The organism is Candidatus Lokiarchaeum ossiferum (assembly GCA_025839675.1).
GTDB lineage: Archaea > Asgardarchaeota > Lokiarchaeia > Sigyniarchaeales > Promethearchaeaceae > Lokiarchaeum > Lokiarchaeum ossiferum.
The window spans coordinates 1,839,682-1,866,021 of sequence record CP104013.1; the positions used below are offsets into that span (position 1 = coordinate 1,839,682).

Annotated in this window: 17 protein-coding genes and 1 riboswitch; of the genes, 8 read left to right on the forward strand and 9 right to left on the reverse strand. The window is 33.6% G+C overall.

The window, feature by feature from the left end:
* Positions 1–21 precede the first annotated feature (21 nt).
* From NEF87_RS07550 to NEF87_RS07565, 4 genes are all read right to left on the reverse strand, one after another.
* Positions 22–429: a hypothetical protein gene (locus NEF87_RS07550; RefSeq protein WP_371805836.1), complete on the reverse strand. Its 408-nt coding sequence runs from the start codon at positions 427–429 to the stop codon at positions 22–24.
* Between the two features lie 106 nt (positions 430–535).
* Positions 536–1,627, reverse strand: a complete 1,092-nt coding sequence (locus NEF87_RS07555) for an ABC transporter ATP-binding protein (protein ID WP_457919295.1) — start codon at positions 1,625–1,627, stop codon at positions 536–538.
* Between the two features lie 4 nt (positions 1,628–1,631).
* Positions 1,632–3,401: an ABC transporter permease gene (locus tag NEF87_RS07560; RefSeq protein ID WP_457919296.1), complete on the reverse strand. Its 1,770-nt coding sequence runs from the start codon at positions 3,399–3,401 to the stop codon at positions 1,632–1,634.
* 10 nt (positions 3,402–3,411) lie between these two features.
* Positions 3,412–4,653, reverse strand: coding sequence for a thiamine ABC transporter substrate-binding protein (locus NEF87_RS07565; RefSeq protein ID WP_457919297.1), 1,242 nt, complete (start codon positions 4,651–4,653; stop codon positions 3,412–3,414).
* A gap of 136 nt (positions 4,654–4,789) precedes the next feature.
* Positions 4,790–4,892, reverse strand: a riboswitch (TPP riboswitch).
* Between the two features lie 138 nt (positions 4,893–5,030).
* Between NEF87_RS07565 and NEF87_RS07570 the strand changes: the two genes are divergently transcribed.
* From NEF87_RS07570 to NEF87_RS07595, 6 genes are all read left to right on the forward strand, one after another.
* Complete coding sequence (locus NEF87_RS07570; RefSeq protein WP_457919298.1) at positions 5,031–6,455, forward strand: M20 family metallopeptidase; 1,425 nt, start codon at positions 5,031–5,033, stop codon at positions 6,453–6,455.
* 72 nt (positions 6,456–6,527) lie between these two features.
* A complete protein-coding gene (locus NEF87_RS07575; RefSeq protein ID WP_457919299.1) occupies positions 6,528–7,169 on the forward strand; it encodes a thiamine diphosphokinase in 642 nt (213 codons plus the stop codon).
* Positions 7,166–7,924, forward strand: coding sequence for a class I SAM-dependent methyltransferase (locus tag NEF87_RS07580; RefSeq protein WP_457919300.1), 759 nt, complete (start codon positions 7,166–7,168; stop codon positions 7,922–7,924). The genes NEF87_RS07575 and NEF87_RS07580 overlap by 4 nt, the downstream gene beginning before the upstream one ends.
* A gap of 142 nt (positions 7,925–8,066) precedes the next feature.
* Positions 8,067–9,047, forward strand: coding sequence for an ABC transporter ATP-binding protein (locus NEF87_RS07585; protein WP_457919301.1), 981 nt, complete (start codon positions 8,067–8,069; stop codon positions 9,045–9,047).
* The gene (locus tag NEF87_RS07590) at positions 9,034–9,804 is read left to right on the forward strand and encodes an ABC transporter permease (RefSeq protein ID WP_457919302.1); all 771 of its coding nucleotides are present in this window, start codon (positions 9,034–9,036) and stop codon (positions 9,802–9,804) included. Before NEF87_RS07585 ends, NEF87_RS07590 begins: the two co-directional genes overlap by 14 nt.
* Before the next feature lie 136 nt (positions 9,805–9,940).
* On the forward strand, positions 9,941–10,405 hold the full coding sequence (locus tag NEF87_RS07595) for a hypothetical protein (protein ID WP_457919303.1): 465 nt from the start codon (positions 9,941–9,943) through the stop codon (positions 10,403–10,405).
* A gap of 4 nt (positions 10,406–10,409) precedes the next feature.
* On the opposite strand, the gene NEF87_RS07600 is transcribed toward NEF87_RS07595, so the two are convergent.
* Both NEF87_RS07600 and NEF87_RS07605 read right to left on the reverse strand, forming a co-directional pair.
* Positions 10,410–10,928, reverse strand: a complete 519-nt coding sequence (locus NEF87_RS07600) for an NUDIX hydrolase (RefSeq protein ID WP_457919304.1) — start codon at positions 10,926–10,928, stop codon at positions 10,410–10,412.
* A gap of 121 nt (positions 10,929–11,049) precedes the next feature.
* Positions 11,050–12,642, reverse strand: coding sequence for an SBBP repeat-containing protein (locus NEF87_RS07605; protein WP_457919305.1), 1,593 nt, complete (start codon positions 12,640–12,642; stop codon positions 11,050–11,052).
* A 237-nt stretch (positions 12,643–12,879) separates the two neighbouring features.
* On the opposite strand from NEF87_RS07605, the gene NEF87_RS07610 reads away from it, so the two are divergent.
* Both NEF87_RS07610 and NEF87_RS07615 read left to right on the forward strand, forming a co-directional pair.
* Positions 12,880–13,590 (forward strand): hypothetical protein, encoded by a 711-nt coding sequence (locus NEF87_RS07610; protein WP_457919306.1) that lies wholly within the window; start codon positions 12,880–12,882, stop codon positions 13,588–13,590.
* 218 nt (positions 13,591–13,808) lie between these two features.
* Positions 13,809–15,197, forward strand: coding sequence for an ArsR/SmtB family transcription factor (locus NEF87_RS07615; protein WP_457919307.1), 1,389 nt, complete (start codon positions 13,809–13,811; stop codon positions 15,195–15,197).
* A 287-nt stretch (positions 15,198–15,484) separates the two neighbouring features.
* Here NEF87_RS07615 and NEF87_RS07620 read toward each other — a convergent pair whose 3' ends face one another.
* The 3 genes from NEF87_RS07620 to NEF87_RS07630 form a co-directional block, all read right to left on the reverse strand.
* Entirely contained in the window at positions 15,485–17,671 is a 2,187-nt protein-coding gene (locus NEF87_RS07620; protein WP_457919308.1) for a hypothetical protein, read from the reverse strand.
* 202 nt (positions 17,672–17,873) lie between these two features.
* Positions 17,874–19,007 (reverse strand): hypothetical protein, encoded by a 1,134-nt coding sequence (locus tag NEF87_RS07625; protein WP_457919309.1) that lies wholly within the window; start codon positions 19,005–19,007, stop codon positions 17,874–17,876.
* A 1-nt stretch (position 19,008) separates the two neighbouring features.
* The gene (locus tag NEF87_RS07630; RefSeq protein WP_457919310.1) at positions 19,009–26,163 is read right to left on the reverse strand and encodes a hypothetical protein; all 7,155 of its coding nucleotides are present in this window, start codon (positions 26,161–26,163) and stop codon (positions 19,009–19,011) included.
* Positions 26,164–26,340: the final 177 nt, after the last annotated feature.

Consider the following 26,340-nt stretch of genomic DNA (forward strand, 5'->3'; position numbering starts at 1 on the left):
TTAATTCTTTTTATTTATTTCTTATTCATTTCCAACGAAGGCACCAATGAAAGCTAATAGTCCCCCGACAAAGGATCCCATAAGTCCATAACCTACATGACCGGAAGAACCCCAGAAAAATCCAAAATCACCAGCATCCAAGTAAAGAGTTACTAAAAAGAAAATAACACCAGCTAGAATTAAGAATCCACCTATAGCGCATGTGGCTTTTTTTGGAATAAAACATAAAATTCCTCCGAGAACAACTAAAACGCCTGGAATTAAACCAAGAATATCCAATGGAGAGGGAATAATTGTTCCAGCACTACCACCAATTGACGAAGTAAAAGTAGTACCGACATTATACCATCCAAGGAGACCTAGGAATAGGCTTCCAATAGCTCCAGCAAGGGCGAGTAAACCTCCCAATAACGAAAGTATCTTTGCCATGTTTTCTAATATAAAGATTGACAAATAAAAAGCTTTAGGCACCCGACAATTTTTTAGTCTGCATTCAAGCTTTATTTTAAAAACTTACCCGATTGATGCATAATTATTATAAAAAGATAATGTCGGTGATTAAAATTGACACGTTTATTTTCTGATCTATGGAAAATGAATCCATTTTATCAGAAGAAGGACAGAAAATTTTTAAATAGAATGGTTTTGGCTCAAAAATTTCAACGATGAGATTAATTGACTCATTTGATCCAAATTGAAGAGATGTAATCTTCCCTTGGTGTTGAAATGATAAAGAGGATGGTATATCTGAGGATGGAGCATCAAATCCGATCTGGTGAATATGTAATAAGTGAGGAGGAAGCTGAATTCCAGTAATGGTGGAAGGAATAGGTATGGAAAATTCAATAGAACCTATGTCTGTGAAAATTTTAGAGATGTTCTCTAAAGTAGTGAAGGATGATACAGAAAATAAATTATCTAAACCCAAAATTTTCCCGATTACATAGTTTTTTGGATATTTTCTCAGCGATAAATAATCATCCACTTGTTGAATAGTTCCTCCATGAATAATCCCAATTTGATCAGCAATTAAACGAGCTTCTTCTTGGCTGTGGGTAACGTATAAAATGGTAGTTTTGGTAGTTCTCTGAACGCGTTGAATCATCAATGCTAAAGATTCACGATTAGAAGCATCGATACTGGATAAGGGTTCATCAAGTAACAAAATTTTTGGGGATACAACAAGGGCTCGCGCTAAAGCAACGCGTTGCTTCTGTCCTCCGCTTATCTCATGAGGATATCTGTTCAATATAGACTCAATTTGAGTAAGGTTGACAACATTGGAGATTAATTCAGGGATAACTTTTTTTGAAAATTTTTGAGCTAATAATCCAAATTCAATATTTTTCTTAATTGACATATGAGGAAAGAGCACTTGAGATTGAGGTACATATCCAATTTTCCGCTGTTGAGGATTTAAACTCGTTATATCTACATCATCAACGAAAATCCTTCCCTTTTCAGGTTCAATTATCCCACATATAATCTTCAGCAAAGTTGTTTTTCCACAGCCAGATTCCCCCAATAGAACTAAAATCTGTCCATTTTCTACAATAAGATCTAAATGATCTAGGATAAATTTATCATTGTATTTCATTTTTATATTTCTAAGTTCTAATTTTGCCATAAGTTTAAACCTTGAAATCGATGTCTCCAATTTTGTGAATAAAAAAAAAGCAAAGAACAGTAATAATAATTAGAATAGTTGCCATTGAAGCTGGTAATTGCAATGTTCTGGAAAACAAAAGTTTCGAAATTCCAATTGACAGAGTCCCATACTCAGATCGAGCTAAAAAATTAGTTGCCCCAAATTCTCCAAGACTAATGGCAAAGGAAAAGATGGCCCCCACAATCAAACCGTTTTTTATTAAAGGCAACTCAATTTTGCGAAAAATTTGTATACGCGAAGATCCTAAGGTTGCAGCAATATTCAACAAATCTAAATCGATGCGATTATAACTTGCTAGGATCGATCGAGTTGTAAATGGAATACTAATTAATACATGAGCGAGAATAATTATGATCCAAACACTTCCGGCAAATAAAATAGAAGTTTGGAATTGTAAAAACAATCCAATAGCCAGAGTAATAGAAGATGTAGCCATTGGAATAATAATAAGAAACGAAATGAGACTGTCAGCCCGTGAAACTTGAAAATTATTTATTTTTTGGTAACGATTTCTTAACAAAAATACGATCATCAATGAAAAGAACAAAGTTGCGATCATCGTTAGACTCGCAAACCAAAAAGTATTCAATATTATCCGCATGGGGGAAGTTCCAAGTAATGAATTTGGAGAAAATGAAAATAATTGGCCATAACCCCAAAAAATAGAGATACCGGATTTAAACGGAATAAATGAAGCAATAATTACAGCTAATATCGGTAGAATTGAAAACAATGCAACCAGTATGACATGAATAATAAATAATGCTAAAAAAAGATTATTTTTCCAATGCTTCCTTGAAAATTGGATAGCAATTTTCGAAAAGGAGATATTCTTCCCCCTTGCCATTTGCCGAGTTTTCTTTTCAAAAAATAAATAGAGAATTATGACTAAGCTATTGATAAGTAATTGAAGTAAAGCTAATGATGCACCACCAGAAAAGTCAAACGATGAAGTCATTAAACGATAAACACGCACTTCAATTGTTTGAAACCGAGCTTCTCCCAAATATAACACTATAGCAAAGCTATTGAAACAATATGTAAAAATGAGTAAAAATGATGACAAAATGTAATTAAATATCTGGGGAAGAATTATTTTGAAGAAACATACAAACCTATTGGCACCTAAAGATCGTGCAATCTCAATTTGTTCATAATCGATATTTTCCCAAGCAGGAATTAGCATTCTAATAACAACCGAGATATTATAAAACACATGAGCTAATAAAATTCCTTGAAAAGAACCAAATAGTTTGATTAAGGGAAAATCGTTCTCTGTAATAATATTCCACAAAGTATTAATCCAACCATTCTCCCCATAAACGACAATAAAACCAAGGAGAACCACAATGGAGGGAAGAACAAATGGAACAGTCATGATATTTAAAAGCAATTTTTTTCCTGGAAATGTATATTTTGCCATGAAAAAACTGATGGGAAACCCTAAAAGGAAACAAATCAAACTGGATAGAAGAGCTTGAAATATTGAAAAGCTTATCGCCGAAAGATTTAGAGAAGATGTAAAGATTTCTGAGAATTCGGAAAAAGAAAAGGTCTGATCTTTCACAAAAGCATATCGCATGATTTTTGATAGTGGAATATAAAAAAAGGCAAGCAAAAACGAACCAATTGCCAAAAAAGCAAAAATCACTAAAAAACGATTATAAATAAGATTATAATCAGCCTTTTTTTTGGTGGATCCCTGATTTTTACCCAAAATTTGAGTTTTCATTGCTAAATTCCTATGTACGTTTTTTGAAAATTGTACTCATACCAATTCCAATCAATGAAGCAATCATGAAAAATCCACTTGAATAACCTGGAACAGACTTAGCAACAATCAATTCTTCCCAACCGACTTTCCAAGATTCGAGATTATCATTTAACATCTTAGGAGTGATTAAGTCATTGAGAATGGTGACATCAGCAGGACTAATTACAGCATCTGCGAATGTAGAAGAGACATTGACGTTGCTATTAGCCGGATACATCCAATTATGTTCTGCAATATTATTTTGTAATTCATCACTCAAAAACCAATCAATAAAATCCTTGGCTTGGTCTTCATGAGGCGCATCCTTAACTAAACCTAACCCTTCAATTTGTAACCAAGCATTTTCTTGATTTTTTTCATGGGAAACAATCGCTTTTTGAGAAGGATCGTTATATAAGCAAGCACTGTATGCTGGACTTGTTCCATATGAAACCATCATAGATCGATTAGATCCTTCTTCATACCACTCAGTGAAGGCTGCCCCCCAACTTGGAGTAATTCGAATATCACTAGATGCTTTATTCCACCAATCACGCCAATCTTGGTTTAAGAGACCTTCAAATCCAATTGAAGGATCTCCAAAAACTGCAATAGTCCACAATAAAAAACCCAAACCGGGTGAACTTAAGGTAGGATTCTCAACTATCAATTGTTTATCCAAATCATAATCGAGGATATCTTGTAAAGTCAATTCTTTAAGTTCTGGATTTGAAGTACTATTGATATTCATAGTATTATAATACAACGCAATTATTCCGTAATCATATGGCAAAACATAAAAATCGGAGTCTAAATATTGAACTAAATCAGTAGAAATGTTTGATAAAGTAGGAGACTCATAAGGAGCTAAAATCTGCTGTGACTTAGCAGTGTGGATCAAAACATTATCAATTCCAATAATAACATCCGCCACAGGATTTTCTTTCTCCAAAACAGCCCTAGAAACAATTGTATTTGCATCCTCTAAGTATTCTATCTGAATACTGTCCTTCGAAATTCCACTATAGTTTGCATAGGCATCAATGAAATCATATTCTGGATCTGCTAAAAGTGATTCATATGTGTAAATTGTTAATAATGTATCAGAACTCGACTCAAAATTGTTGTTAATACTTGCTGCAACAGAAATATTCCATCGGGATCCCACAAGAGGAACTAATATAAGGGCAAAAAGAAAGAATTTTGCACCATAATTCATTTTTTTTTTCATCTGAGTAACGCACGCCTTTCAATTAATTATTTACCTTGTTTAAGAGAGACAATCACTACCAGTACAGCATAAGAAAGTAGCTTATATTTCTCCTTCCTATAAAAAAAATGTGACGCATAAAGAAACAGAGCACATTTTTATAGTAAAGTTGTTTCCTTACGCTGGTATTATCCAGAACAAGTTCAAGGGTATTTTCTCAGCCTGATTATGTGAAATATCAAGCACCCCTAACATATATGTGATAATAAGTAAGTTCCTAAAAAGTAGAGATCTATTTTAAGTTATTCAATTGACTGATTAAAATCTTCCACTACGATGAAATTTTTTTGTTTACCTTATAAGTATGATTTATAAAACCACATTCATTAAACAGCTGAATGAAGTCAAAAATACTAGATTGGATCGATTCCCATAGGCAGACGATAATTGCCATTGGGCAAAAAATTTGGAAGACACCCGAAGTAGGGCTTTTAGAAACAAAATCATCCAAAGTTTTAGTTGAAGCATTAAAAACAGCAGGTTTCACAGTTAGAGAAAACCTTGCCAAAATGCCTACTGCATTTATTGCATCGTACGGAATTGGATTACCTATAATCGCAATAGTAGGGGAATTTGATGCCTTACCCAACTTAAATCAAGATACTACACCATTCAAAAACCCAATAAATGAGGGAACGCCCGGACATGGATGCGGACATAATCTACTAGGTGCAGCAGGAGTTGGAGCATGTTTGGCAATAAAACAATTGATTGAAGCAGGAGAAATTCAAGGAACAATCAGATTTTATGGTACACCAGCAGAAGAAATGTTTAATGCCAAAGGATACATGATCAAAGAAGGATTATTTGATGACGTAGATGTTGCATTAACATGGCACCCTGCAGATATTAATTCGGTCACTTATATTACATCAAATGCCATGAATTCAGTGATCTTTAAATTCAAAGGAATCACCGCCCATGCTGCTGGAGATCCCTATAATGGAAGAAGTGCATTAGATGCTGTGGAACTAATGAATGTAGGTTGCAATTACTTACGTGAACACATGATTTCCGAAGCAAAAATCCATTATTGTATTCTCAAAGGAGGGGATGCTCCAAATATCGTTCCTGCGAATGCTGAAGTCTGGTATTTTGTCCGATCTCCAAAACGTCATCAAGTGGATGAGCTTTATGAACGAGTGATAAAAGTAGCAAAAGGGGCTGCCATGATGACCGAAACTGAATTGGAGATCGATGTTTTAAGTGGAACTTTTAATACGCGATATACCCCTTCGGTCCAAGAAATTATCGATCAAAATCTCACATTTGTCGGTCCCCCTAAATTTGATGTTGAAGACGTGCAATTTGCTTTAGAACTACAAAAAACCTTTCCTAAGGGTTCCGCGGAAGGACATCTTAAATACATCCCTAACAATCAATTAGAACAGATGAAAAATCTCATCAAAAAACCACTCTGTGATGAAATAATATATAATTTTGGAAAGGGCAGTGTAATGGGTGGATCGACCGATGTAGGTGATTTATGCTGGAAAATGCCAACTGCAGAATTTATGGCATCTTGTATGCCCATAGGAACACCAGGCCACTCATGGCAAATTACAGCATCTTCTGGAATGAGTATTGGCCATAAAGGAATGATTCTCGCGGCTAAAGTACTAGCATTATCAGCACTTGATTTCATGACAAATTCTGATCTGGTTCATAAAGCCAAAGAAGATTTTAAGCAATGGACTGAAAATCGCCCTTATAAAGCGCCATTTCCCGAGGATTTAATCCCTCCCTTTCGTCAGTATAATTAATAGAAAAATGAATTCATAACTTTTTTTTACATATTTTTATCTCAAATTGTTTCTATTAAAATTGTGAGATAAGTGGTTGAAAATAGATTATTCATGATTTGTGGTTCTCCTCAAATGGACTTAAACTTTATTGAAAGAATTATGGGTAAAAATTTAACGAATTTTGACGTATTTGCAGTGGATAAAGGATTAGAAATATGCAGTACATTAAATCTCCCTGTAAAAAAGATCATTGGAGATTTTGATTCAGTTGATCCGAAAATTCTTGATAGATATTCTTCTTCTTTAAAATGTAATTATCCTAAAGATAAGGATCAATCTGATACCGAAATTGCTATTTCAATTGCCCTAAAAGAAAATTATCAAGAGATTTTTCTATTAAATGCTGATGGGGCAAGGATGGATCACTTTTTATTTAATACCTTGCTCTTATTCATGGCCCCAATGCGGATCAAAATGATTACTTCTTCAGGTACTTTAATAGCTTTAAAAGAAAGAAAGATAAATCAGTTCCATTTACAATCAAATTCAACATTTTCATTAATTCCATTAGAAAAATGTTCGGGGGTGTCGATTACAGGATGTAAATTCCCATTAAATGGCACTCAATTAAATTTAACTTCACTCACACTAAGTAACATAGCACTTGAAGTTGTAACCGTCCAACATGACAAAGGAAAATTATTATTCTTTTCGGAGGATCGCTTAATATGACCAATCCATTCTTAGATCCAGAAATTGCTAACGATTATGACACGATTTATCGTACCCGGGAAGGGAAATACATAGATTATTTTGAAAAAGCTTCAATGGATAAACTACTAAGAAATCTTCCGCGAGGTAAATTGCTTGAAGTTGGATGCGGTACAGGACGTTGGAGCAATTTTTTTTCTTCGTTAGGCTTTGATGTTACTGGAATCGATAGTTCCCTCCCAATGCTAGAGATTGCGCGAAAGAAAAAACTTCCCTTTACCAACTTCATTCATACGAGCGGTGAGTCTTATTTTCTCCCAAAACCTCAAAATATTAAGTTAATCCGGAAAAAGGAAGGAATACTATCTCGGAAAAAATATGAAGATGAAAGTTGGAAATTCGATTCTTTGGCTTTGATGTTTTCATTGGAATTTATTGAAAATCTGGAACGAGTTTTTGAAAACTGCCTTCAATTTATAAATTCAAACGGTTTTATCATTATCGGCCTTTTTAATTCAAAATCTGATCAGGTTTCTCGAATTTTGAGTAAAAAAACCTTCCCCTATGCCCATCTTAGATCTTTAACAGAAATTTCGCAATTTTTATCGAAATATGGGAAAGTTTCGGTTGAGAAATGTATTTTTCCCACTTTTCAAGATTATTCATCATCATCTCTTTTTGATTTAATAGAACAGGAGCATTTGATGAAAGAAAACCGTGAAAGATCTAACTTAATTTACTTCATTTTAATCAAAATCTCACACGAACAAAGTTAGGGCAAAAAAAAAATTTAATTTCTTTTAAAAAATATCTTGCTAAATTATGGGCTCAATTTGTTTTTTGATGGAATCCGACCTTTCTATAGTAAATCGATACAATCGCATATAAAAAATTACTGAACGATTGGAGAAAGGATTTATGATTTCAAACAATGAAAAAGTGATCAATCTACAAGGATTATCTAAGATTTACAAAGAAACGGCTGCTTTGAAACCTTTGGATTTAACAGTCGATAAAAATTCTATTTTTGGTTTCTTGGGCCCTAACGGAGCAGGAAAAACCACAACTATGAAATTGATGCTTGGTTTAATTAAACCAACTGCTGGAAATGGAACGATATTTGGAAAAGATATTGCGAAAGAGAATATTCAAATTCGAGAACGAATTGGATATTTGCCTCAAGAAGTGAAAATGTATGAATACATGACCGCAAGAGAGGCACTCGCTTTTACTGCACGTTTTTATTTTAAAGGCCCAAAAATTGAAATTCAGAAACGGGTCACAGAAATGCTTGAGTTGGTTAGACTGGAAGATAAAGCTGATCGCCCTATAAAAACATTTTCAGGTGGAGAAAAACAACGATTAGGAATAGCTCAAGCCCAAATAAACTATCCAGATCTATTGATTTTAGATGAACCTGCAGCATCCTTAGATCCCTTAGGACGACGTGATGTCTTGGATGTTCTTGAACGTCTACGAGAAATAACAACAGTTTTTTACTCAACTCATATTCTGGATGATGTTGAACGCGTTTCAGATACAGTTGCAATTTTAGATCATGGTGAATTAATAGCTCAAGGACCTATTACAGAAATTATGGCAGGAAATGAAGGCACGATTTACGATATATCCACAAAAGGAGTTTCAAATGGACTAGAAAAAAAATTGAAAAAACAATCATGGATAAACGATGTCAATATTACCCATAAAAATAGTCAAATTGAATGGAGTATCGCTGTAAATGATAATTTGCAAGCAGAACAACAACTTTTGAGACTTATATTAGAGAATAAACAACTGAATGTTATACATTATGGACAAAAGCAATATGATTTAGAAGATATTTTTATGAATTTAGTAGAAAATGGGAATGGAGAGAAAAATAATGGCAACAAATGAAGTATTAACACGGGTAAATGATCCAGAATGGTTACGAGGTTTTGATAATTTAGTTAAAAGTGATATTCCAAGCTGGTTTCGAACGATGAAATGGTGGGCACAATTTCTATGGGTCTTTTTTATGACGAATGTAATTATTTCCTTCACCTTTATCGGTGGGGAATTCGATATCGCAGTTATGCTATTTACAGTCTTTCAAGGATTATACCCCGTTTTTGGTATCTTAATAGCAATGCAAGGTACTATGATTGGAGAGAAAAATAGTGGAACCGCTGCATGGGTGTTGTCAAAACCGGTATCTCGTACAGGGTTCATTTTAGCGAAATTTGTAAATAATACTTTAGCCAGTACACTATTTATTATCATACTACCAGGAATAATTGGATATCTCGAAATTACCTTAATGGCAGGTCTGGAAATCTCATTCTTTGGATTTATTCTCGGTAATTGTCTTCTTTGGTTACACATGATGTTTTTCTTGACCATGTCTTTATTAGTTGGAACGATATTTAATAATCGGAGAGCCGTTTTAATTGTGGGAATCACATTTTTTGTAATAGAAATGTTATTGCAAGGAATGGTTCCTGCCGATTTAATGGTTTCAACACTTGCATTTCCTTCTCCAAATATTTCACTTGCAGAAGCTTTAATAACTGGTCAATCAGTTTTTTCGATATGGCCAATTTTAATTGCAATTGTTTCATGTGTAGTATTTGTAATCTTAGCAATTTGGCGCTTTAAACAAGAAGAATTCTGATCAATTAAAGAGGCTTTTTTTTCAACTTTTTTTCCTTTCTCTTCCTATGGATAAAAACTGGTCCCGAAATTTTTCTTATATTCAGATTAATTCAGTTATATTACTAATTACTGTTTATAACTCCCAAGTGAAAAAAATGGAAAATAATAATAATCAATCAACCCAGTATATTCAATTTGAATACAAGGCTCAAGAAGCCAAGAAAAAAACCAAAATTCAGCAATCTTCGATTGAAGAACAATATTACAACCTCCCATTAAAGGAGCGAATAAAAATTCGAAATAAACGCATAAAGCAGAAATTAAAAGAGAAATCACAAGAAATAGGAGAGAAAGCCAAAATCAAGAGTAAGCAATTAAAGATAAAAAGCCAAGAAATTAGTGAAAAGGTGCGAGAAAAAAATAGGCAACTCAATCATAAAATTCAGAAAAAAATTGATGAACATAAATCACACCAAAATCAACGAAATAATCGGGCAAGAGTTCAACCAAATGCACAAGTAAATATTCCTAATTCAATTCCCACCAAATTTTGTCCTGAATGCGGTCACAAAGTAAGTTTTTCTGGAAAATTTTGTCCTTCTTGTGGATCCACCCAATAATTTTTTACTCATTTAAAAAGGGAGATATATAACTCTCAGGTAAGATCTGCAGATCCTTAAATAATTGAATGACCGTTTTTGTTAAATTATATTTGTTTAGTTCATTAAATGGCACAAATATTGCATCCAAAACGTCAGATTTAGCTTGAGGTTTTGGAGGATCATCTATTGTATATGTTCCATTAATTTTCATCCAATAATCACACAGAACGTAATGGTATTCCACTTTGCCTTCCAAATCATGATCTATTTTATCAATCACGCTAGCTAATTCACCCAAGGATAAATCCAAACCAGTCTCTTCAACACATTCGCGTAATGCACCTGGTCCGGCTTGTTCTCCCAACTTTAAATGCCCTCCTGGAATCGCCCATAACCCCGCATTTGGCATATATTTTCGTTTAATAATTAAAACTTGCTTATTCCAAACAATTACACCACCCACTCCTATGTGAGGTCTAACAGGATAATGCCGGAGATCATAATGCAATTTTTGCTCTTGGGAGAAGTTAGATTCTTTCATCGTTATCTAAAATATTCTAAAAAAAAAAAGGTTGAGCAAAAATCACTTAAAAATTTACCTCGATATTCTCAAATAAAGGAGAAAAACATTTTAACGAAATAAAAAAAAAGAGGAAAAAAAACTATTTCTTCTCCTTATTATTAATTAAAACTCCACCTATTGCTATAAAAGAAATAGGGAGGATTGATGCGAAACCTGGAATTTTACTTGAAGAGTCAATGACTGAGGAATCGTAGGAAATTGAAGTAACAAAATAATCATTGCTTCCTCTACATTCGCTTTGTGCTGCAGCTATGCAACTTATATCGGTAGATTTTGTATATCCCACGATTGAAATCCTTCCAAGAGGAGACACAGCTACGCTTTGACCTACATCGTATGCATTACCACCAAAATATGAAGACTTCTGCAAATTTTCACCAGATCCTCCAAAAATGGCATAAAACGCATCATTTGATCCTCCCTTAAAATCTGATTGAGTCGCATTAACAATAGGAAAATCACGCGAAGATGTTTTTCCAGTTAAAACAATATTTCCATTAGGATCAGCGGCAATTCCAGAACAAGAATCCATATTTGAACCGCCAAAATAGGTCGAAAAGCGTACAGTACGTCCATTTGAAGACAATTTCATTATGAAAGCATCCTCGATTCCAGCAAGGCTATTTTGATAAGCATTTTTCACAGGAAAGTCCTCTGATTGAGTTGAACCACCAATGATAATGTTTCCAGAGTCATCTATAGCAACACAATTTGATAGGTCACTATTGCCACCACCTATGAAAGTTGAAAAGACTAAACTTCCAGTTGAGCTAAATTTAGCACATATTACATCAATCATCCCTTGTAGACTTCCCTTATAGGCACTTTTTGTAGGAAAATCTTCAGACATCGATCCTCCAACAATGATTGCATTATCTTCAGAATCAAAAACCAAATCCTTTGCCCAGTCATTCATCAAATCCCCAAGATATGAGGAAAATTGAAGAGAACGCTCTTCAATATTAATACTGGCAATATATGCATCAACTGCGGTTGTACTACCAATAGATTCTTGATAGGCATTTACCAATTGTAAATCGTCCGAATAAGTGCTTCCACAGATCCCAACATTATTTTGAGAGTCAACATCTATCCCATAGCCCCAATCATCACCAGATCCCCCAAAATAACTACAATAGAGCAAATCTTGACCATCAGGACTTAATTTTACGATAAAAGCATCAGTATGATAGACTCGTCCACCAGCAAACTCAGATTGAAAAGCATTACTTGAAGTTGGTAAATCATCCGAAACAGTTGTTCCAACAACATATATATTATTGTCGCTATCTGTAACGACATTAGCTGCCCAATCATCACTTGAACCACCAAAGTAAGTTGAAAACATCAACGAACCATTTTGAGAAAATTTGGCAATAATAATATCTTTGGATCCCCCACTATGATTCGCTTGAAAAGCATTTTTTATTGAAAAATTTGTTGATCCAGTTCTACCTACAATAATTGTGCTTCCATCTGAATCTACTACAATACCAGCCACAGAGAGTGCAGCATTTGTTTCCGCCAGTTCATCTGAAGTTCCTCCGAGATAGGTAGAAAAAACAACGTTTTCATTAAACGTGGAATTTTCACTGGTTTGCCCAAAATGTAGAGGATACATCCCAACGATAAAAAATGAGACCAAAATTACATTATAAAAAAATTTTTTCATAATAACTTCAATAATATGGTTTGGTTATAAAGCATTAGTTAATAAAAAAAATGTAAAGTGCCTATTTTTTAGTACTTTCAAAATTCGGTAAAAAAAAAGACCTTTGAAATAATACATTCGATCCATAAATTAATTTCCAAATATAAAAGTTTAAATGTTTTAGTTGTTTAAAAATGATTATAATTAATCACACATTTTTTTTATGACCTTTCGAAATACTGAAAAGGAAGAATCTGTATGATAGATCAAGCTTCATGCTGCAACGAACTGTTGAAAAATAACTTACGTTTTCAAATGTGGAATCTCTTTTCCATATACCCAGAATTATCCCTTTCTGATTTAAGTCAAAAATTAAACAAATGCAAATCCACTCTTCATCCACATGTAAAAACACTTTTAGAGTTCGGTTTAATTGAAGAAGTCAGAGAAGAACATAAACGCGGAAACATTAAAGCCAAAATATATGCCCGAACTCCAAAAAGTACAGATCAACAATTTGTACGGGAAAAATTAGAAATTAATTCCAAAATAGTTTCTTTGGATAAAGAATCAGGAAGAAAATATTTAGTACAACTATTGGCGAGAACAAAATTACTCAAAAAATCGATAGATTCACAATTATCTTTTATTGAGAAATTATTAAATTCTGGAAGGAATGGTCCAGATGAACATGCACTTCAATTATTAAATGAGATGTTAATTAAGAATACAATGGATAATAATTCTGGATCACCAGGCCCAGATATTTTTGAGTATTGCACTTATTTAAGCAAGAATGCCTACTGCAGCTATCGAAAGAAACTTGAACAAATCAATAGGGAATTAAAGGAAGTTATCAAAAAAGAAGAAACTCTTAATCCTACGATAGAAAAACCCTTTTATTTCTTTGGTATTGGATTACCTCTTAAAAAAATGTGTTCTTACATGAATCCCCCAAAAAATTATTAATTCGACGATGCTATCTTTTTCAAAAATTGATAAATTTATTTTTATGAGAGTTAGGAGGTTTTCTCACATTTGGGTAAGAAAATCCAACTATTTTTCTTTTTATGGTAATAAATCTGCATTATGAAAATTTCAATTTAATGAAAAAGATTTATTTAGGTAGACTTCCCACATTAGATATAAGAATTATTTTTTCATAAAACTAGATAGATGACAAAGATATGAATTATCAAGAAGAAAATACGGTTCAACGGATTTTGGAAACTGAAATCGATAGAATGTCCTCTTTGTTAAAATCTATTGCAAATCCGAAACGATTACAAATATTACTTTCCCTTTTAACTCAAGAAACAATGACTGCTGCAGATCTAATTGAACGGACAAAACTTAGCAAAACAGCCCTCCAAAATCATTTGTCCTATCTTGAAGATGCCAAATTAATTACTCATCCTTCCCGAGGAATTTATTTAATTAATGAAATTGGAAAAAAATTAATTTCAGGAAATTTACGAGCATACCAAGAATATCAAGATGTGCAAAACTTCATAACAAATGTTCACGAAAAACAATTTGCTCAATATAACCGAGGAATATCTAATTTACCAGAAGAATTCGACCTTTCTTCAGAAATTAAGTGGGTAAATTGTTGGGACTCATATATTAGTTCAATTACGGGAATTTTGCAGGCAAAAGGAAAACAAGTTGATCTAGTTGATGTTGCTGGTTATTCAGGCCAATGTTTTATAATTAACGCTCGAAAGGACGAATTAGCAATCCAAGATGCCTATTTTCACAAAGCATGGAACCATGTGCACTTGGGGACCGAACGATTAGGATACAAATTAGAAGTATATACTGACCCAAAGACTTATCCTTCCGATTTGATGAATCCAACAAAAGAAGATATTAAAAGAGCGACTTATCTGTTTCAAAAAGTCAAATTCGAATTAAGTCAATTCAACAGACCGATCATATTGTGGGGATTTCTCTTGCCGTTATATGGAATAGTTACAGGCTTTACTCAACAGAATTACAAAACAGCTCCCTTTACAATTAATCAAAAAATTCAAAGAACAATTTATCAATTTAATGAATTAAACGCACCTCGATATTTGCAAGCGATTTTTATTCGAGAAGATACAGAAGCATTATCAAAAGTGGATGATTTAAAAGCAATCGAACGAGCAATCATTTTAATTGAGAATTCAAATTTTGCATTAACAGATCATGTATATGGTCCTGAAGCGTATGATGAATGGGCTTCCATAATAGAAAAGACACTTTCCACAGCGAAACAGAATCAGAAAATATCTTGTGGATATTTTGGGGAATTATATTTAGAAAGAAAAGAATTTTCAATCCAATTTTTACAAAGAATTGCACTTCGGGCGCGCGATAAACCTCAATCAATATTTCTAACTAAAGCGGCGGAAGAATATAAAAAAATTAAAGCACTCCTTACTCAATTCACATTGATATTTCCAATGTATGAGTTTGAAGATATTTCTAACTTAAAATACCAACAAGGAGCAGATATCTTAAGAGAATGCAAACATTTTGAATATAAAGCACTAAAATTTCTAAAAGATGCAAGAGATTTGTGGCAATAACCCCCTTTTTAATTAATTTAATTTTTCCATAGAGATTGCTTAATAATACAATTTTCGGATTGATATTTTGATTAGAAAAAGTCAGGTAAGGAACAAATTTGAAGGTAAAAGGTTTTCTCAAGACCTGATTTTCTATTTGCCCCTCAATCAAGTAAATTTTTCAATCTATTTAAAGAAATTTGTGCAATAGATCATCTTGTTCATGAAATCATGTCCTAAAGAAATATTAAAATGAAAAAGAAAAACAAATTGGGATCAAAAATATATGTCCCAGTTTACTCTCTCCATTAAATAAAATCATAAAATGAGTTTTCAACGAGATCATGATCCTTACTAAAAGGAATTGTATCCCCATTCCAATTTTTTAATCTTTGATAATGGCGTTTCTGGAAAGCTTGAAGAAATTCCTTGAGAGAACTCCGAATTGTAGCAATTTCCCTATCTGCAAAAACTGCAGCAAAGATATCCAACCGATCTAAATATTCAAGTAAGACAACTTTATCCCCACAGTCAATAGAGCGAAGTAAATCCTTACTCCGGGTAGTCTCCTTAACAAAAGATGTTATGGCAGAAAACATCCCACTTACTAAAAAGGGGGAAACAGGCTCAACGCCACCCATATTTTCTTGAAAATTATGAAAAAATAAATTCCGACCATCAGGCGATAAAACATAAAGAGAATCTAAACGAGCTTGTTCAAAAAGACAAGAAAATTCTGGGATCCATGAAGAAATTGCATTTTCTTTATGTAATGTTATTAAAAAATCTTTCAGTTTGGAATAATTTCCATCTGCAGATAAAACAAGTTCATGAATGTACACTTCTGGACAACTGAAAATGTGATCAAATAATTTTTGAAAGCGAGAAGATCGATTCATTAAGATATTCACTGGATTAAAACGTACTAATAATTGACCTTTTGATTGAATGTTTCGAATAAGATGAAGATTATCACATTTTGAGAAAGAAATTCGTTCAATTTGAGTTTTAGAAGTTTGGAAGGATTTTACCATAAAATTGGTTTGGAATAATCGAATAAAATACCCCCATAGAAAAAGAACCGCAAATGGTCTTATAAGAATGAAAGGGGAAGAAATTGTTCGCAGAAGAATTTGTGTAGGATCAGAAAAATCAGCGTACAAGAACGCCGTTCTTATCGAAGTAAGATTTATCCCAAGGTATTTTGTTATAACTGGCGTGCTGGTCATCCAAACATGATCATACTGAATAAATAGCGGTGATATGAACGACCCTCCAAAAACGATAGAACCGAGCCAAGTAAATATTAAAGCAATAATTGAAAAAATAAGAATCACCCACTTTTGATGAATAGAATTTCGACTGGCTACAGCGAAGAAATAACCAAATACTAAAATACGTAAAACTTTCTCAATAGACCACAATGAAAATATAGAATCAATAGTAACCATAATGGATAGGGAGGGATGAGATGAAATTAAAGCGAGATCATAGAAATCCAAAGAATCGGGGAGTTTTGATAGCAGAGGATTTGTAATTATGGTTAGTAAAAGAAAACTTAGGAAGGAAAAAGAACACGCAATTATAGCACAATAAGTAATTTGCCATAAATTTTCATTTTTTAAGCGATTTGATTTGATTTCTCTTTCATTTGTACGATCTTTCTTATTTAACATCCATTTTATTGAATTTATTAATTTTAAAAGGAGAAAAATACTGATCGGTTCAAAAATCCTTAAATTGAGAATAAAAATGACCACACCCATTAAAAAATAACATGAAAAATAAAAGATCATTACAAGGCTATCGGGCTGGTTTAAAATGAACAATAATATAGATAAAATAGAAATTGGAGTTCCAACTTGCTTTATGCTTGAAAAAAAACTCTGTTGCATCGATTCTCCAAAAAATCGCCCTTTGAAGGAGAGGCGACTCGATCGTACTAATATAAAACCAAAAAGCAGAGTTGAAAGATAAATGAAGTATATCTCTAAAAACCACCCTAATCCAGTCGAATTTTCGGATAAATTGAGAACATCAACAGTAGTTAAATTGAGAATCATGGTCAAAATAAATAACGAGAAAGGTAATAGAATTAGAAATGACCTCAATATCACCCATTCTTTCTTCCAAGTGGAGTCTTTGAAGCCAGACACAATCATTTCTTTGGGAGAACTGCTAAATTCATAATTTAAATGTAGAAAAATTTGTTTCAAAGATAATTTGGACTCCGATTTTAGCCTGAAAGACAAAATGATTAAAGAAACAATCGGAGAAATGATAAAAATAAAGGGAAGAAGATCAAAAGAATATTGAGCATAACTAAATAATAAAGTAATTGCACGGATTATTAGGTAAGAAAAACCTTTCAAACCTTCATGACTCTCATCAGAATCAAATCCCATAGGATATGATTTCACTCCCAAAATACTTGGTAAAATCCAATAGATGGCAAAAAATAAAACTAATCCAATGTAGAACCGTTTATACATCATCTGGAAAAATTTTCTCTTTCTAAATAAAAGAATAGGTATGAAAAACAATCCTAAGGGAATTAAATTAAAGACAATTGAAAACGCAATATTTTGAAAACCCACATTACAGATATATGAATTATTAATATAATAAGTCGTTTCATCTCCAATTAGAAAATGTAACTTGAAATGAATTTAAGAAAAAAAATGGAAACTAAAGAAATTAATCGGCTGCAACTTCTTCCTTCTTTTTCGCCGCCGCTTTCTTCAATTTCACTTGGGCATAATACTCGTCCTTCATCATATCCAAGGCTTTTAACAGCGCATTCGGATTTTGAGAGCGGGTACGATACTGTTGACGAATGTTGTCAATATTATAACGCGGATAAAAACGTTCAATGAAGAAATCCGAGGTCAAACAGAAATATTCATTGTTCTTATCATCTTGGAAGACCGCAATCATCTTGGTTTCCCACATGGCTTTCAAAACCCGATCCACATCATCCACCCCTTTCTTCCGAAGTTTTTCCAAATCGTTGCGAGTCACCATGGCTTCCCGCATCAATTTAATCACTTCATAGCAGGCCGGATCCAAGAGTACTTTATCGATGATCGCCAAATTATCCGCTTCACTGGGGACATACAGTTCAAAGAAATTGCGTACTTCCTTGATGTAAGAATCCTTCAAGGATGCCGGTAGATGATGATCCACGGGATCTTTGACCAACTCCACCGGAGGAGTACGTAAAACCATGATATCCTCGGTTAAAAAGACCAAATCAGAAGATAACCCCTTCACGGAAGCGATTTTCACAAGCCCAAGTTTCACCATCCCCGCCAAGAGGTTTTCCACATCCACAAAACCTTCGCGGTATTGATCCTTCATCCAAATCGAGATTTCGGATTTCGAAATGGCTGTTTCTTCCCGTAAACGATTTAATAACATCCGTTTGACATCACTATTTAATAACATCCCATAGCGTTGTTCTTCGGTTAACGTTGGATAGACCGACAAACGTTGGAACAAGGGAGGCAAAATCGAATTTAAGGAATCCGACTCCAAATTCATCAGAATTTGGCGCGTAATTTCCGCCAACCCTTCTTCATACACATCCCCATCTTCTTCAGCGGTGAGAATCAAGATCACATACACTGCCGATTCGGGTCCGGTATAATAGGAAGCGAGATTGACCGCCCCTGCCGTCAATGACACCATTCCAGCTTCACCGGTAAATTCATGTTGGGAATAAAGTTGCATCAAGGTTTTCTCTTGAATGACCACTTCTTCAGGGTAGGCCCCTAACACTTCGACCCCCACCCGTTCATCCCAATGCATTATGACTAATCCAGTTGGCATTTTAAAGCCCTCCTACTTCTTCATCGCCTGCAGCAATGACAGAATCTGATGCAGTTTTTGCATCATTTACACCCAAAATCGAAGCAAGATCTAAATCTAAGATTTGCCAACGTTCTGCCAGAACTTCAACAATTTCATCTTTTGCAGTTAAACTGATTAATCCATCGGGTAGATCATGCTTTTTCTCCATATCTTTCTTCGTCGCATCAATTTGTTTAATAATCAAAGGAATTCGAGCACGTTTGATACCTTGTTGCACCATTATTATCACAACTACAGCCCCCAAAGTAGATCCGATTATAATCCAATTTTGGAATGTGACCCCTAAATAGGGATCCACAGGAAGTGTGATGGCAAATGTTACAGTTTCTTCTACCGTTGTATAGTTTTCTTTACTTATGGCCAGTGTTAATAAATAGGAATTTACATTATGAGTTTTCAACTCTGCAGGAGTAAAAACGTATGAATAAACTCCTGCATCTCCTTCAACTAAGACATATTCCCGATTATTAAAACTTAAAACTACATTCGCACCTTGAATTCCAAGTTCTACGGAAAAAGTGATTCCTTGATTCTGAGGGGTATCAATTACCCCTTCGATCGCAATTTCATCGAATATTGATACCACATCAATAGTTTTTGTTCCAACGATGATATCAAAAGTAGTTTCTGCATTTGAGTAATTCATAATACTGGACACAATTTTTATTCTATAAGATCCCAAAGTGTTTCCATTGAAATGATAAAGATAGAATCCATTCGAATCAAAAGTCAAATCACCATCTTCAATTTCAATCGTTTTATTGTTTGCAAGGTCATAGATATAATATACAACCCCAGCATTGTTAATTACATTATTTTCCAAATGGCTTTCATCATCAGACACAAATAATTTCACACCCATATCTACCATTTCATCCAATTCAATGTTAATGGTTTCCACTATTGAGGAAGCAGTCGAATTCATTAAAGGTATTAAAGTGGTTTTTAGAGGTTCAATCAATAAGTGTTCATGGGTCCAAGCTTCTGCATAAACGCTCACATTGATAATTGGAATAGCATAAAATACCGTTTGTTTCGCTACTGAGACAATGCCAGTGTTAAACCACACATCATAATAACCAGCACCTAAGTCATTATTCGCATTCCAACCCCAAAGAGATCCCATAGTACTAGCACCTAAAGAATGAATCAAGTTTTCCTTTTCTCCTTGGATAGAAGTAATGTTCAACCCAGAAATATCAGCCCCAGATAACGCAAGACCATTACGCGGAGATTCTGAACAATAATATTTCATTGTAAAAGTTGAATTCTCACCCCATGGATATATTATCGGAGGATTAATTACTTCTATTTCAGTCTCCCAATATTCAATTATTTCTAAATCGAGATTAACTGTTTTTGTTGCAGTATTCTCTTTTTGGGCACTTAGAGTTAAGGTGTATTGTCCTGCCGGGAAATTAATAAGCGATTTATTACAAATATATTCTCCTGTACTTACCTCATAGACATCTAAATCCAATCCGATTGAATCTATCCTTCCGGATAACGTCGGATAAATTTCGAGGAAACTCAAAAATTGAACTCCCAAGCTTAACACTTCATTTTGTGCAATTTTTATCGCATTCGAAGATATTTTAAAATCTTTACCAATTGAATAAACGAAATCCACTGATCTTCGAAGAACTAAAATATTCACAGAAGATTTTTCGGAAAGTGAATAATTGGTTAATTCCATTGTGAATTCAAGCAAGAATGATCCCACTTTACTCGCAAGGAAAGTAAAATTATATTCACCATTTTCTGTAAAGTCCAGATACCCTCTTTCAATAGAATTACTTCCGGGTTGAGAAACGTTGTACAAATTATACTCTATTAATGCCCCATCGATCCTTTTTCCTAAAATACTGCTGGAAGATTCAGTGACATTCATTATGACGTTTATGTCGATTGAATCATCGAAATAAAGTTCTACTTCTTGGATCTCCGATTCACTATCAAATGGTGTAAGAGAAGTATCCACAGGACGAATTGAAACCCATGGTTTTACAGTTGCTATAGAATATTGAGATTGTTCAATGGTTGGAATGATATAGAATAATTTCTCACTTGCTACTTCTAAAACACTCGTATTTACCTCAATTCGATAATAACCATCGCCATAAGCACCATCATCTTTTAGATTTTCCCAAGTCCAATTTGCAGGATCACTCGAAGAAAGCAAAATTTCTTCAACTTCAGTAGCACCTTCCATATAAGTAATCGAGAGTTGAGAAATTTCGGCATCACTCAGCGGATCGCTTAATCGAGGTTCGGATGTGCATTCATAATAAACATAGAATGTGACATTATTACTCCAAGAAGTTGATAATGGAGGATTAACGATTTCTAATTTGGAACTCCAGGTAGATAAGATTTCCACATTTATTTTGATAGTTGAATTTTCGTGGTTCATTTTTTCAGTGATAATGTAAAATTCGTGGAAACCTAAACTAAAACCAGAAGCACTTACCGTACAGTTATATTGCCATTCTCCAAGCCCATAATTATAATTCATTATAGGATTGGCAAGAGTATCTAAATATACCGTAATACTTGCATCATTGACTTGGCTGGAATTACTCACATAGGTATAATTCAAAAATGTCGTGATATTTTCCGTGATTGATGTTCGTAGTGAAGTATCACTTATTTTGAAGTCGGATTCAATAAAAGTATCTGTTTGAGTATCTACAGGTAAAATAGTAATCACTACAGTCAAGGATTGCGCCGTAAGGTTTCTTGCAGCAGCACTCAAACTGATTGTGTAAACCCCAACATTCAAACTATATTTTGAAACAGTGAGTAAATACACACTACTGCTCGCATCTAAACTCGCTAATGTTCCCGAAAATACAGTATCTTGAATGGTATATTCAATGGTTGAAATCGAATCAGAAATGTTCATAATTTCAGGAAGAACTGTTGTATAGTTGAAAGAAATAACAATATCTTGATCCCATTGTTTAGTAAGTTCAGATGTAGATGTTATTCGTTGGAATTTTGTGGTGTGATTCAATATTCGAATTTCACAAACAAAAGTAGAACTTTGCAAATCTTCAGTACCAGCATTTTGACCTCCTACTACAAATGTAAACACATAAGTTCCTGCCCCATACTGTGTTGAGAATAAACTAATATTGTATAAACCGGTCCCCACAGATAAATCATTGAAATCATCTGAGGATGAATCATTTATACTGTTTCCATTTTTAGTTAATTCCCAACTTCCTGTAGTTAGCCCTACTCCATGAGTTACAGCAGCATCATTGAAGAGATCATAAAAATATAGTTCTATTTCTACTGAATCCCCATAATACATTGTGAGATAAAATTGTGAACTTGAATCACTTGTTTGATTGTTATCATGAACACTGTCCCATCCTGTAATTCCAGATTTTCCAAAATATAAATCAGTATTTGATAAACTGGTTTTATGTTCTGTTAAGGAAACATACACAATTTTCGATTGGATTGTGTCTGCAGTAATAGTCCAATTATAGATCCCATAATTTCCATTTGTTGGAGAAATAGATATTGGCCTGTATTTATTCTGATAGTTAACAGTAATATTATAAATAGAACGAGGACAACGTATTGTGAGATTACCTTGGGCATTACTTTGGAAATAAGTAATATTTAACCCAGTATAGAAATTTTTAAGAGTAATATTTGCGTTGTATAAACCTCTGTAAGCAATTGGAATATTATCATCAGCATCCCAAACCATTAAGTTTATTGTTGTCAAATTACAATCCAATAAAGATCCGGTTAAAACATAATCTTGATCTTGTGGATCGATTGCTATGTAATTTGGGTTTTCATAAATAATATAATCTGTGGTTAACCCAGAAGATTCTTCTCCAACAGTATATTTTACCCATACATCCCAAGATGCACTATAAATGTTTTGTAATCGAATTTTACCACTCCCATCCGAAACAATCTCGAATGTTTTGGAAGAATCTGCGTTGTCAGTAAAATTAACAACCGCATTGGGAATAATATTACCATCATGATCATAGACTGTTAATTCATATGTTGTTAAGTTTGCATTAATCTCTTCAAAGATATAATCATTTGCTGTAGCAATTTCTAAGGAAAAGTTTAAGATGATTTCCCTTCCACTACCAGCAGCAACATCCACAACTAAATTCCAAGAATCACTCTCAGTACTATTATATATTCCTAGAAATTCAATAACTCCATCATCCAAATTCCCACTAAAACTCGTACCATCCTTATTAGTCAATTGGATCGAAGGTGATACTGAGTTTGATAATGGTGTTCCCGAATAATCATTGATAGTAAATTGCACATTTGTTAAATTAGCTATAATTGTATCGAAGATCAATTCTTCATTATCTTCAAATGTTGAATTTCTGACTTGATATACATTATCATAAATCACGTGATCATCAGATGAGGTAACAGTCAATTGCCAATTGCTGGAAGTTTCATATACTTCCGTTAAAGTGACGTTTCCATTGACATCCGTTATACCAGATTTGATAATAGATGGATCATTTAGATTAGTTAGCGCTACCGTGGCACCAGAGATATCATTCAATGAAGGATCTAAGAAATTCAACCTAGTATTTGTCAAATTTCTGTTTAATGTCAATTCAGAAGAATTTAATGATAAATAAAATATTTCCCAATTAAAAACAGGACTATATAGAGGTTCAATTGTTTTAGTATAATTGGCAACTATGAAACCACTTTCAGTTTGTAACTTAATCCTATAATCACCAAAGGGGATTTGAGTAAACAAAGCTTCCTCACTTGTAACCAAAGATGAAAAACTGACAGATGGATTATCAATATATTCCATTAAAACTTGCCCATTTACTAAATTTGGTATATAGAATTTAACATTTGTTAAATTACATATAATTTCATAGTTTGATGTTGATATGGCACTATCTAACACATAGGTACTATTAAAAATTGTATAATAAGTTGGGGCACCATATTTTACTTTTACAATCAACCTCCAAGTTTCATTATACATTCCTGTAACAGATAATGACCCATCTGTCAAATCCGCTAAATCATACGATGAAAATAGAGATTGATCACTTTCTTTATAGATTGAAAAATTCAGATTTGCTATTGGATTTCCATCTTCAGTTTGATCAATTAATCTCCCCAGATCATCTTTAATAGTAAAAACCGCATCAATAAACACTTCCGTCTGCACTGTAAAATCTATATTGCTGAAGTATACTTTGCTTTGACTATCAGTAAAATAACTTAATTCCACTCCAGAATCAATTTCAATTCCAACAGTCCAACGTAATCTGCCCGAATTATCTAAAGCATCACGTTGAGTAGAATTTAAGATCCACCCGAACTGATCACAACCTGTCCCATATCCAAGAGAAGCACCCCGAACATCAGCAAAGGAATTTAGAGAATAATTAGTAAATGTGTAGTCTGCATTAAATGTACCAGAAGAAGATTCATCAATTTCCAAGATAGCAAATACACGAGCTTTTTCTAAAGTTTCTGATAAATTTGCAGCATTAGCACTTCTAATTGCAGTTGGAATTTGATATCCGAACGTCAGTTCAGCGGGAGATTCGGGTATTATTGATCGTTTAGATCCCCAAGCAACAGGATCTGAAGTAATTAAAATTTGCTCCGGAGAAGATGGTAAATCATAAGGAGTTGATTCAGTGACCTCTACATAAGGTTCCACAATTTCTACAGAAACACCATTATCTTGTTCAAAATATTCATATATTGCATTATCAATGTGATTAGGATCATTACGAATACCTCGAAAATACCCATATTGATGATGAGTTAAATCAACAGTCATCTGTAAGAAATACCAACCTGTACTATCTAATTCTGATCCAAAGTCACCACTTTGAGTAATGGAAACATCATCGTCAAATGCACCAGTTCCAGAATCTTCTGAGAAGGATTTAATTGATTGTGTATTGGGTACCATAACAGGTGATCCCCCATTATATTCCCAAATATCATAAGTCAATTCGCCCGTAATATCAGTTTGATAAAATGTTTCATTTGCAATCTCATATCCTTGATAATTTGAATTAATTACGACTTTATCCAAAGGATGATATTCAAGTTCACCGATTTCATATAGATTAACATCAGCCCCATAATAGGCATTTGTTGAATCGGTAGTTTGATCATAGTAAAAATACATTCGAATTTCAGTTGAATAATCAAATGAAGTATCCCAGTACGCGTTCACATATTGAGTATTGTCAATCGTACCATCTTGACCTGTACTTTGAATATAAAGGTGCCACCAAGTAGTCCTTGCTGCTTCAATGCTGATTGTGTCTTGATCATAATCTACACTATAGCTCCTTTGAGGTGCGATTTTAGAATCAGCATAGTCACCATATGTACCGCTAGGTGTTGTAGTTGAAGATTGTAAAACAGCAGGTCCCAAAATAGTTCCAGATTCGTAAGTATTTGCAGGGTACGTGTAACTGTAGGATCGAGGATTATCTTGAAAAGTCCAATCTTCAGTATACATCATCACATTTGATAAGCTGTTTCCATATACACTCCGACCTGTACTATTAAATTCTTCACCACTTGCTAAATAACCCACACTTGAAGGAGTTGACTCATCAATGTGCAATAACCCAGTAGATTCATTCATATCCGTATTATTCAGAGAAAAGAGTTTTGTTCTTCGAGCACTATCAAGTTGGATGGCCCCAACACCCAAATCCTCGAAATCAGTACTTCCAGCAACATAAGAATTAGAATCATATACATAATCATTAAAAGGATTCCAATTTTGAGTATTAGTCTTTGTTTGGGTTGTTAGACCAGAAGTGATGGATCCATCCCCCCAATATGTATCAACGTAACTATTAGCACCATCATAAGTCCATACTGAAGGATTAAATTTTTCACTATATACTCCCTCGGGTATGAAGTTCTTTTCTTCATATAAACCATCAAGAGCACTATTTATATCTTGATTCGGTCCAAGTTCATCTCCCGTCGTTAAGTTTTCTTCAAAGTTATAAAAAGGATTATCAAACCCGACAGAAAAGATCTGGAGACAAAAGATAAAAACTAACACGATAGAATTTAGGTTATTTTTCTTTGTTTTCATTTAATTACCTCAAATTTTTTGGTATTTAGTTATATTACTTACTCTAAAGGTCAAATAAGTTTTATGGATAAATTTTCACAATTTACAAGCAAAATTTATTTAGCTAAAAGACTAAAACAAAACACTTTTTTTAAATTTAAGGAATTAAAAATAAAACAATCAAGAAAAAATGAAAAT

Bases quoted from the DNA above. Each gene is read 5' to 3' on its own strand.
- NEF87_RS07550 (WP_371805836.1), bottom strand. From the start codon at position 429: ATGGCAAAGATACTTTCGTTATTGGGAGGTTTACTCGCCCTTGCTGGA.
- NEF87_RS07555 (WP_457919295.1), bottom strand. From the start codon at position 1,627: ATGGCAAAATTAGAACTTAGAAATATAAAAATGAAATACAATGATAAA.
- NEF87_RS07560 (WP_457919296.1), bottom strand. From the start codon at position 3,401: ATGAAAACTCAAATTTTGGGTAAAAATCAGGGATCCACCAAAAAAAAG.
- NEF87_RS07565 (WP_457919297.1), bottom strand. From the start codon at position 4,653: ATGAAAAAAAAAATGAATTATGGTGCAAAATTCTTTCTTTTTGCCCTT.
- NEF87_RS07570 (WP_457919298.1), top strand. From the start codon at position 5,031: ATGAAGTCAAAAATACTAGATTGGATCGATTCCCATAGGCAGACGATA.
- NEF87_RS07580 (WP_457919300.1), top strand. From the start codon at position 7,166: ATGACCAATCCATTCTTAGATCCAGAAATTGCTAACGATTATGACACG.
- NEF87_RS07585 (WP_457919301.1), top strand. From the start codon at position 8,067: ATGATTTCAAACAATGAAAAAGTGATCAATCTACAAGGATTATCTAAG.
- NEF87_RS07590 (WP_457919302.1), top strand. From the start codon at position 9,034: ATGGCAACAAATGAAGTATTAACACGGGTAAATGATCCAGAATGGTTA.
- NEF87_RS07595 (WP_457919303.1), top strand. From the start codon at position 9,941: ATGGAAAATAATAATAATCAATCAACCCAGTATATTCAATTTGAATAC.
- NEF87_RS07600 (WP_457919304.1), bottom strand. From the start codon at position 10,928: ATGAAAGAATCTAACTTCTCCCAAGAGCAAAAATTGCATTATGATCTC.
- NEF87_RS07605 (WP_457919305.1), bottom strand. From the start codon at position 12,642: ATGAAAAAATTTTTTTATAATGTAATTTTGGTCTCATTTTTTATCGTT.
- NEF87_RS07610 (WP_457919306.1), top strand. From the start codon at position 12,880: ATGATAGATCAAGCTTCATGCTGCAACGAACTGTTGAAAAATAACTTA.
- NEF87_RS07615 (WP_457919307.1), top strand. From the start codon at position 13,809: ATGAATTATCAAGAAGAAAATACGGTTCAACGGATTTTGGAAACTGAA.
- NEF87_RS07620 (WP_457919308.1), bottom strand. From the start codon at position 17,671: ATGATGTATAAACGGTTCTACATTGGATTAGTTTTATTTTTTGCCATC.
- NEF87_RS07625 (WP_457919309.1), bottom strand. From the start codon at position 19,007: ATGCCAACTGGATTAGTCATAATGCATTGGGATGAACGGGTGGGGGTC.
- NEF87_RS07630 (WP_457919310.1), bottom strand. From the start codon at position 26,163: ATGAAAACAAAGAAAAATAACCTAAATTCTATCGTGTTAGTTTTTATC.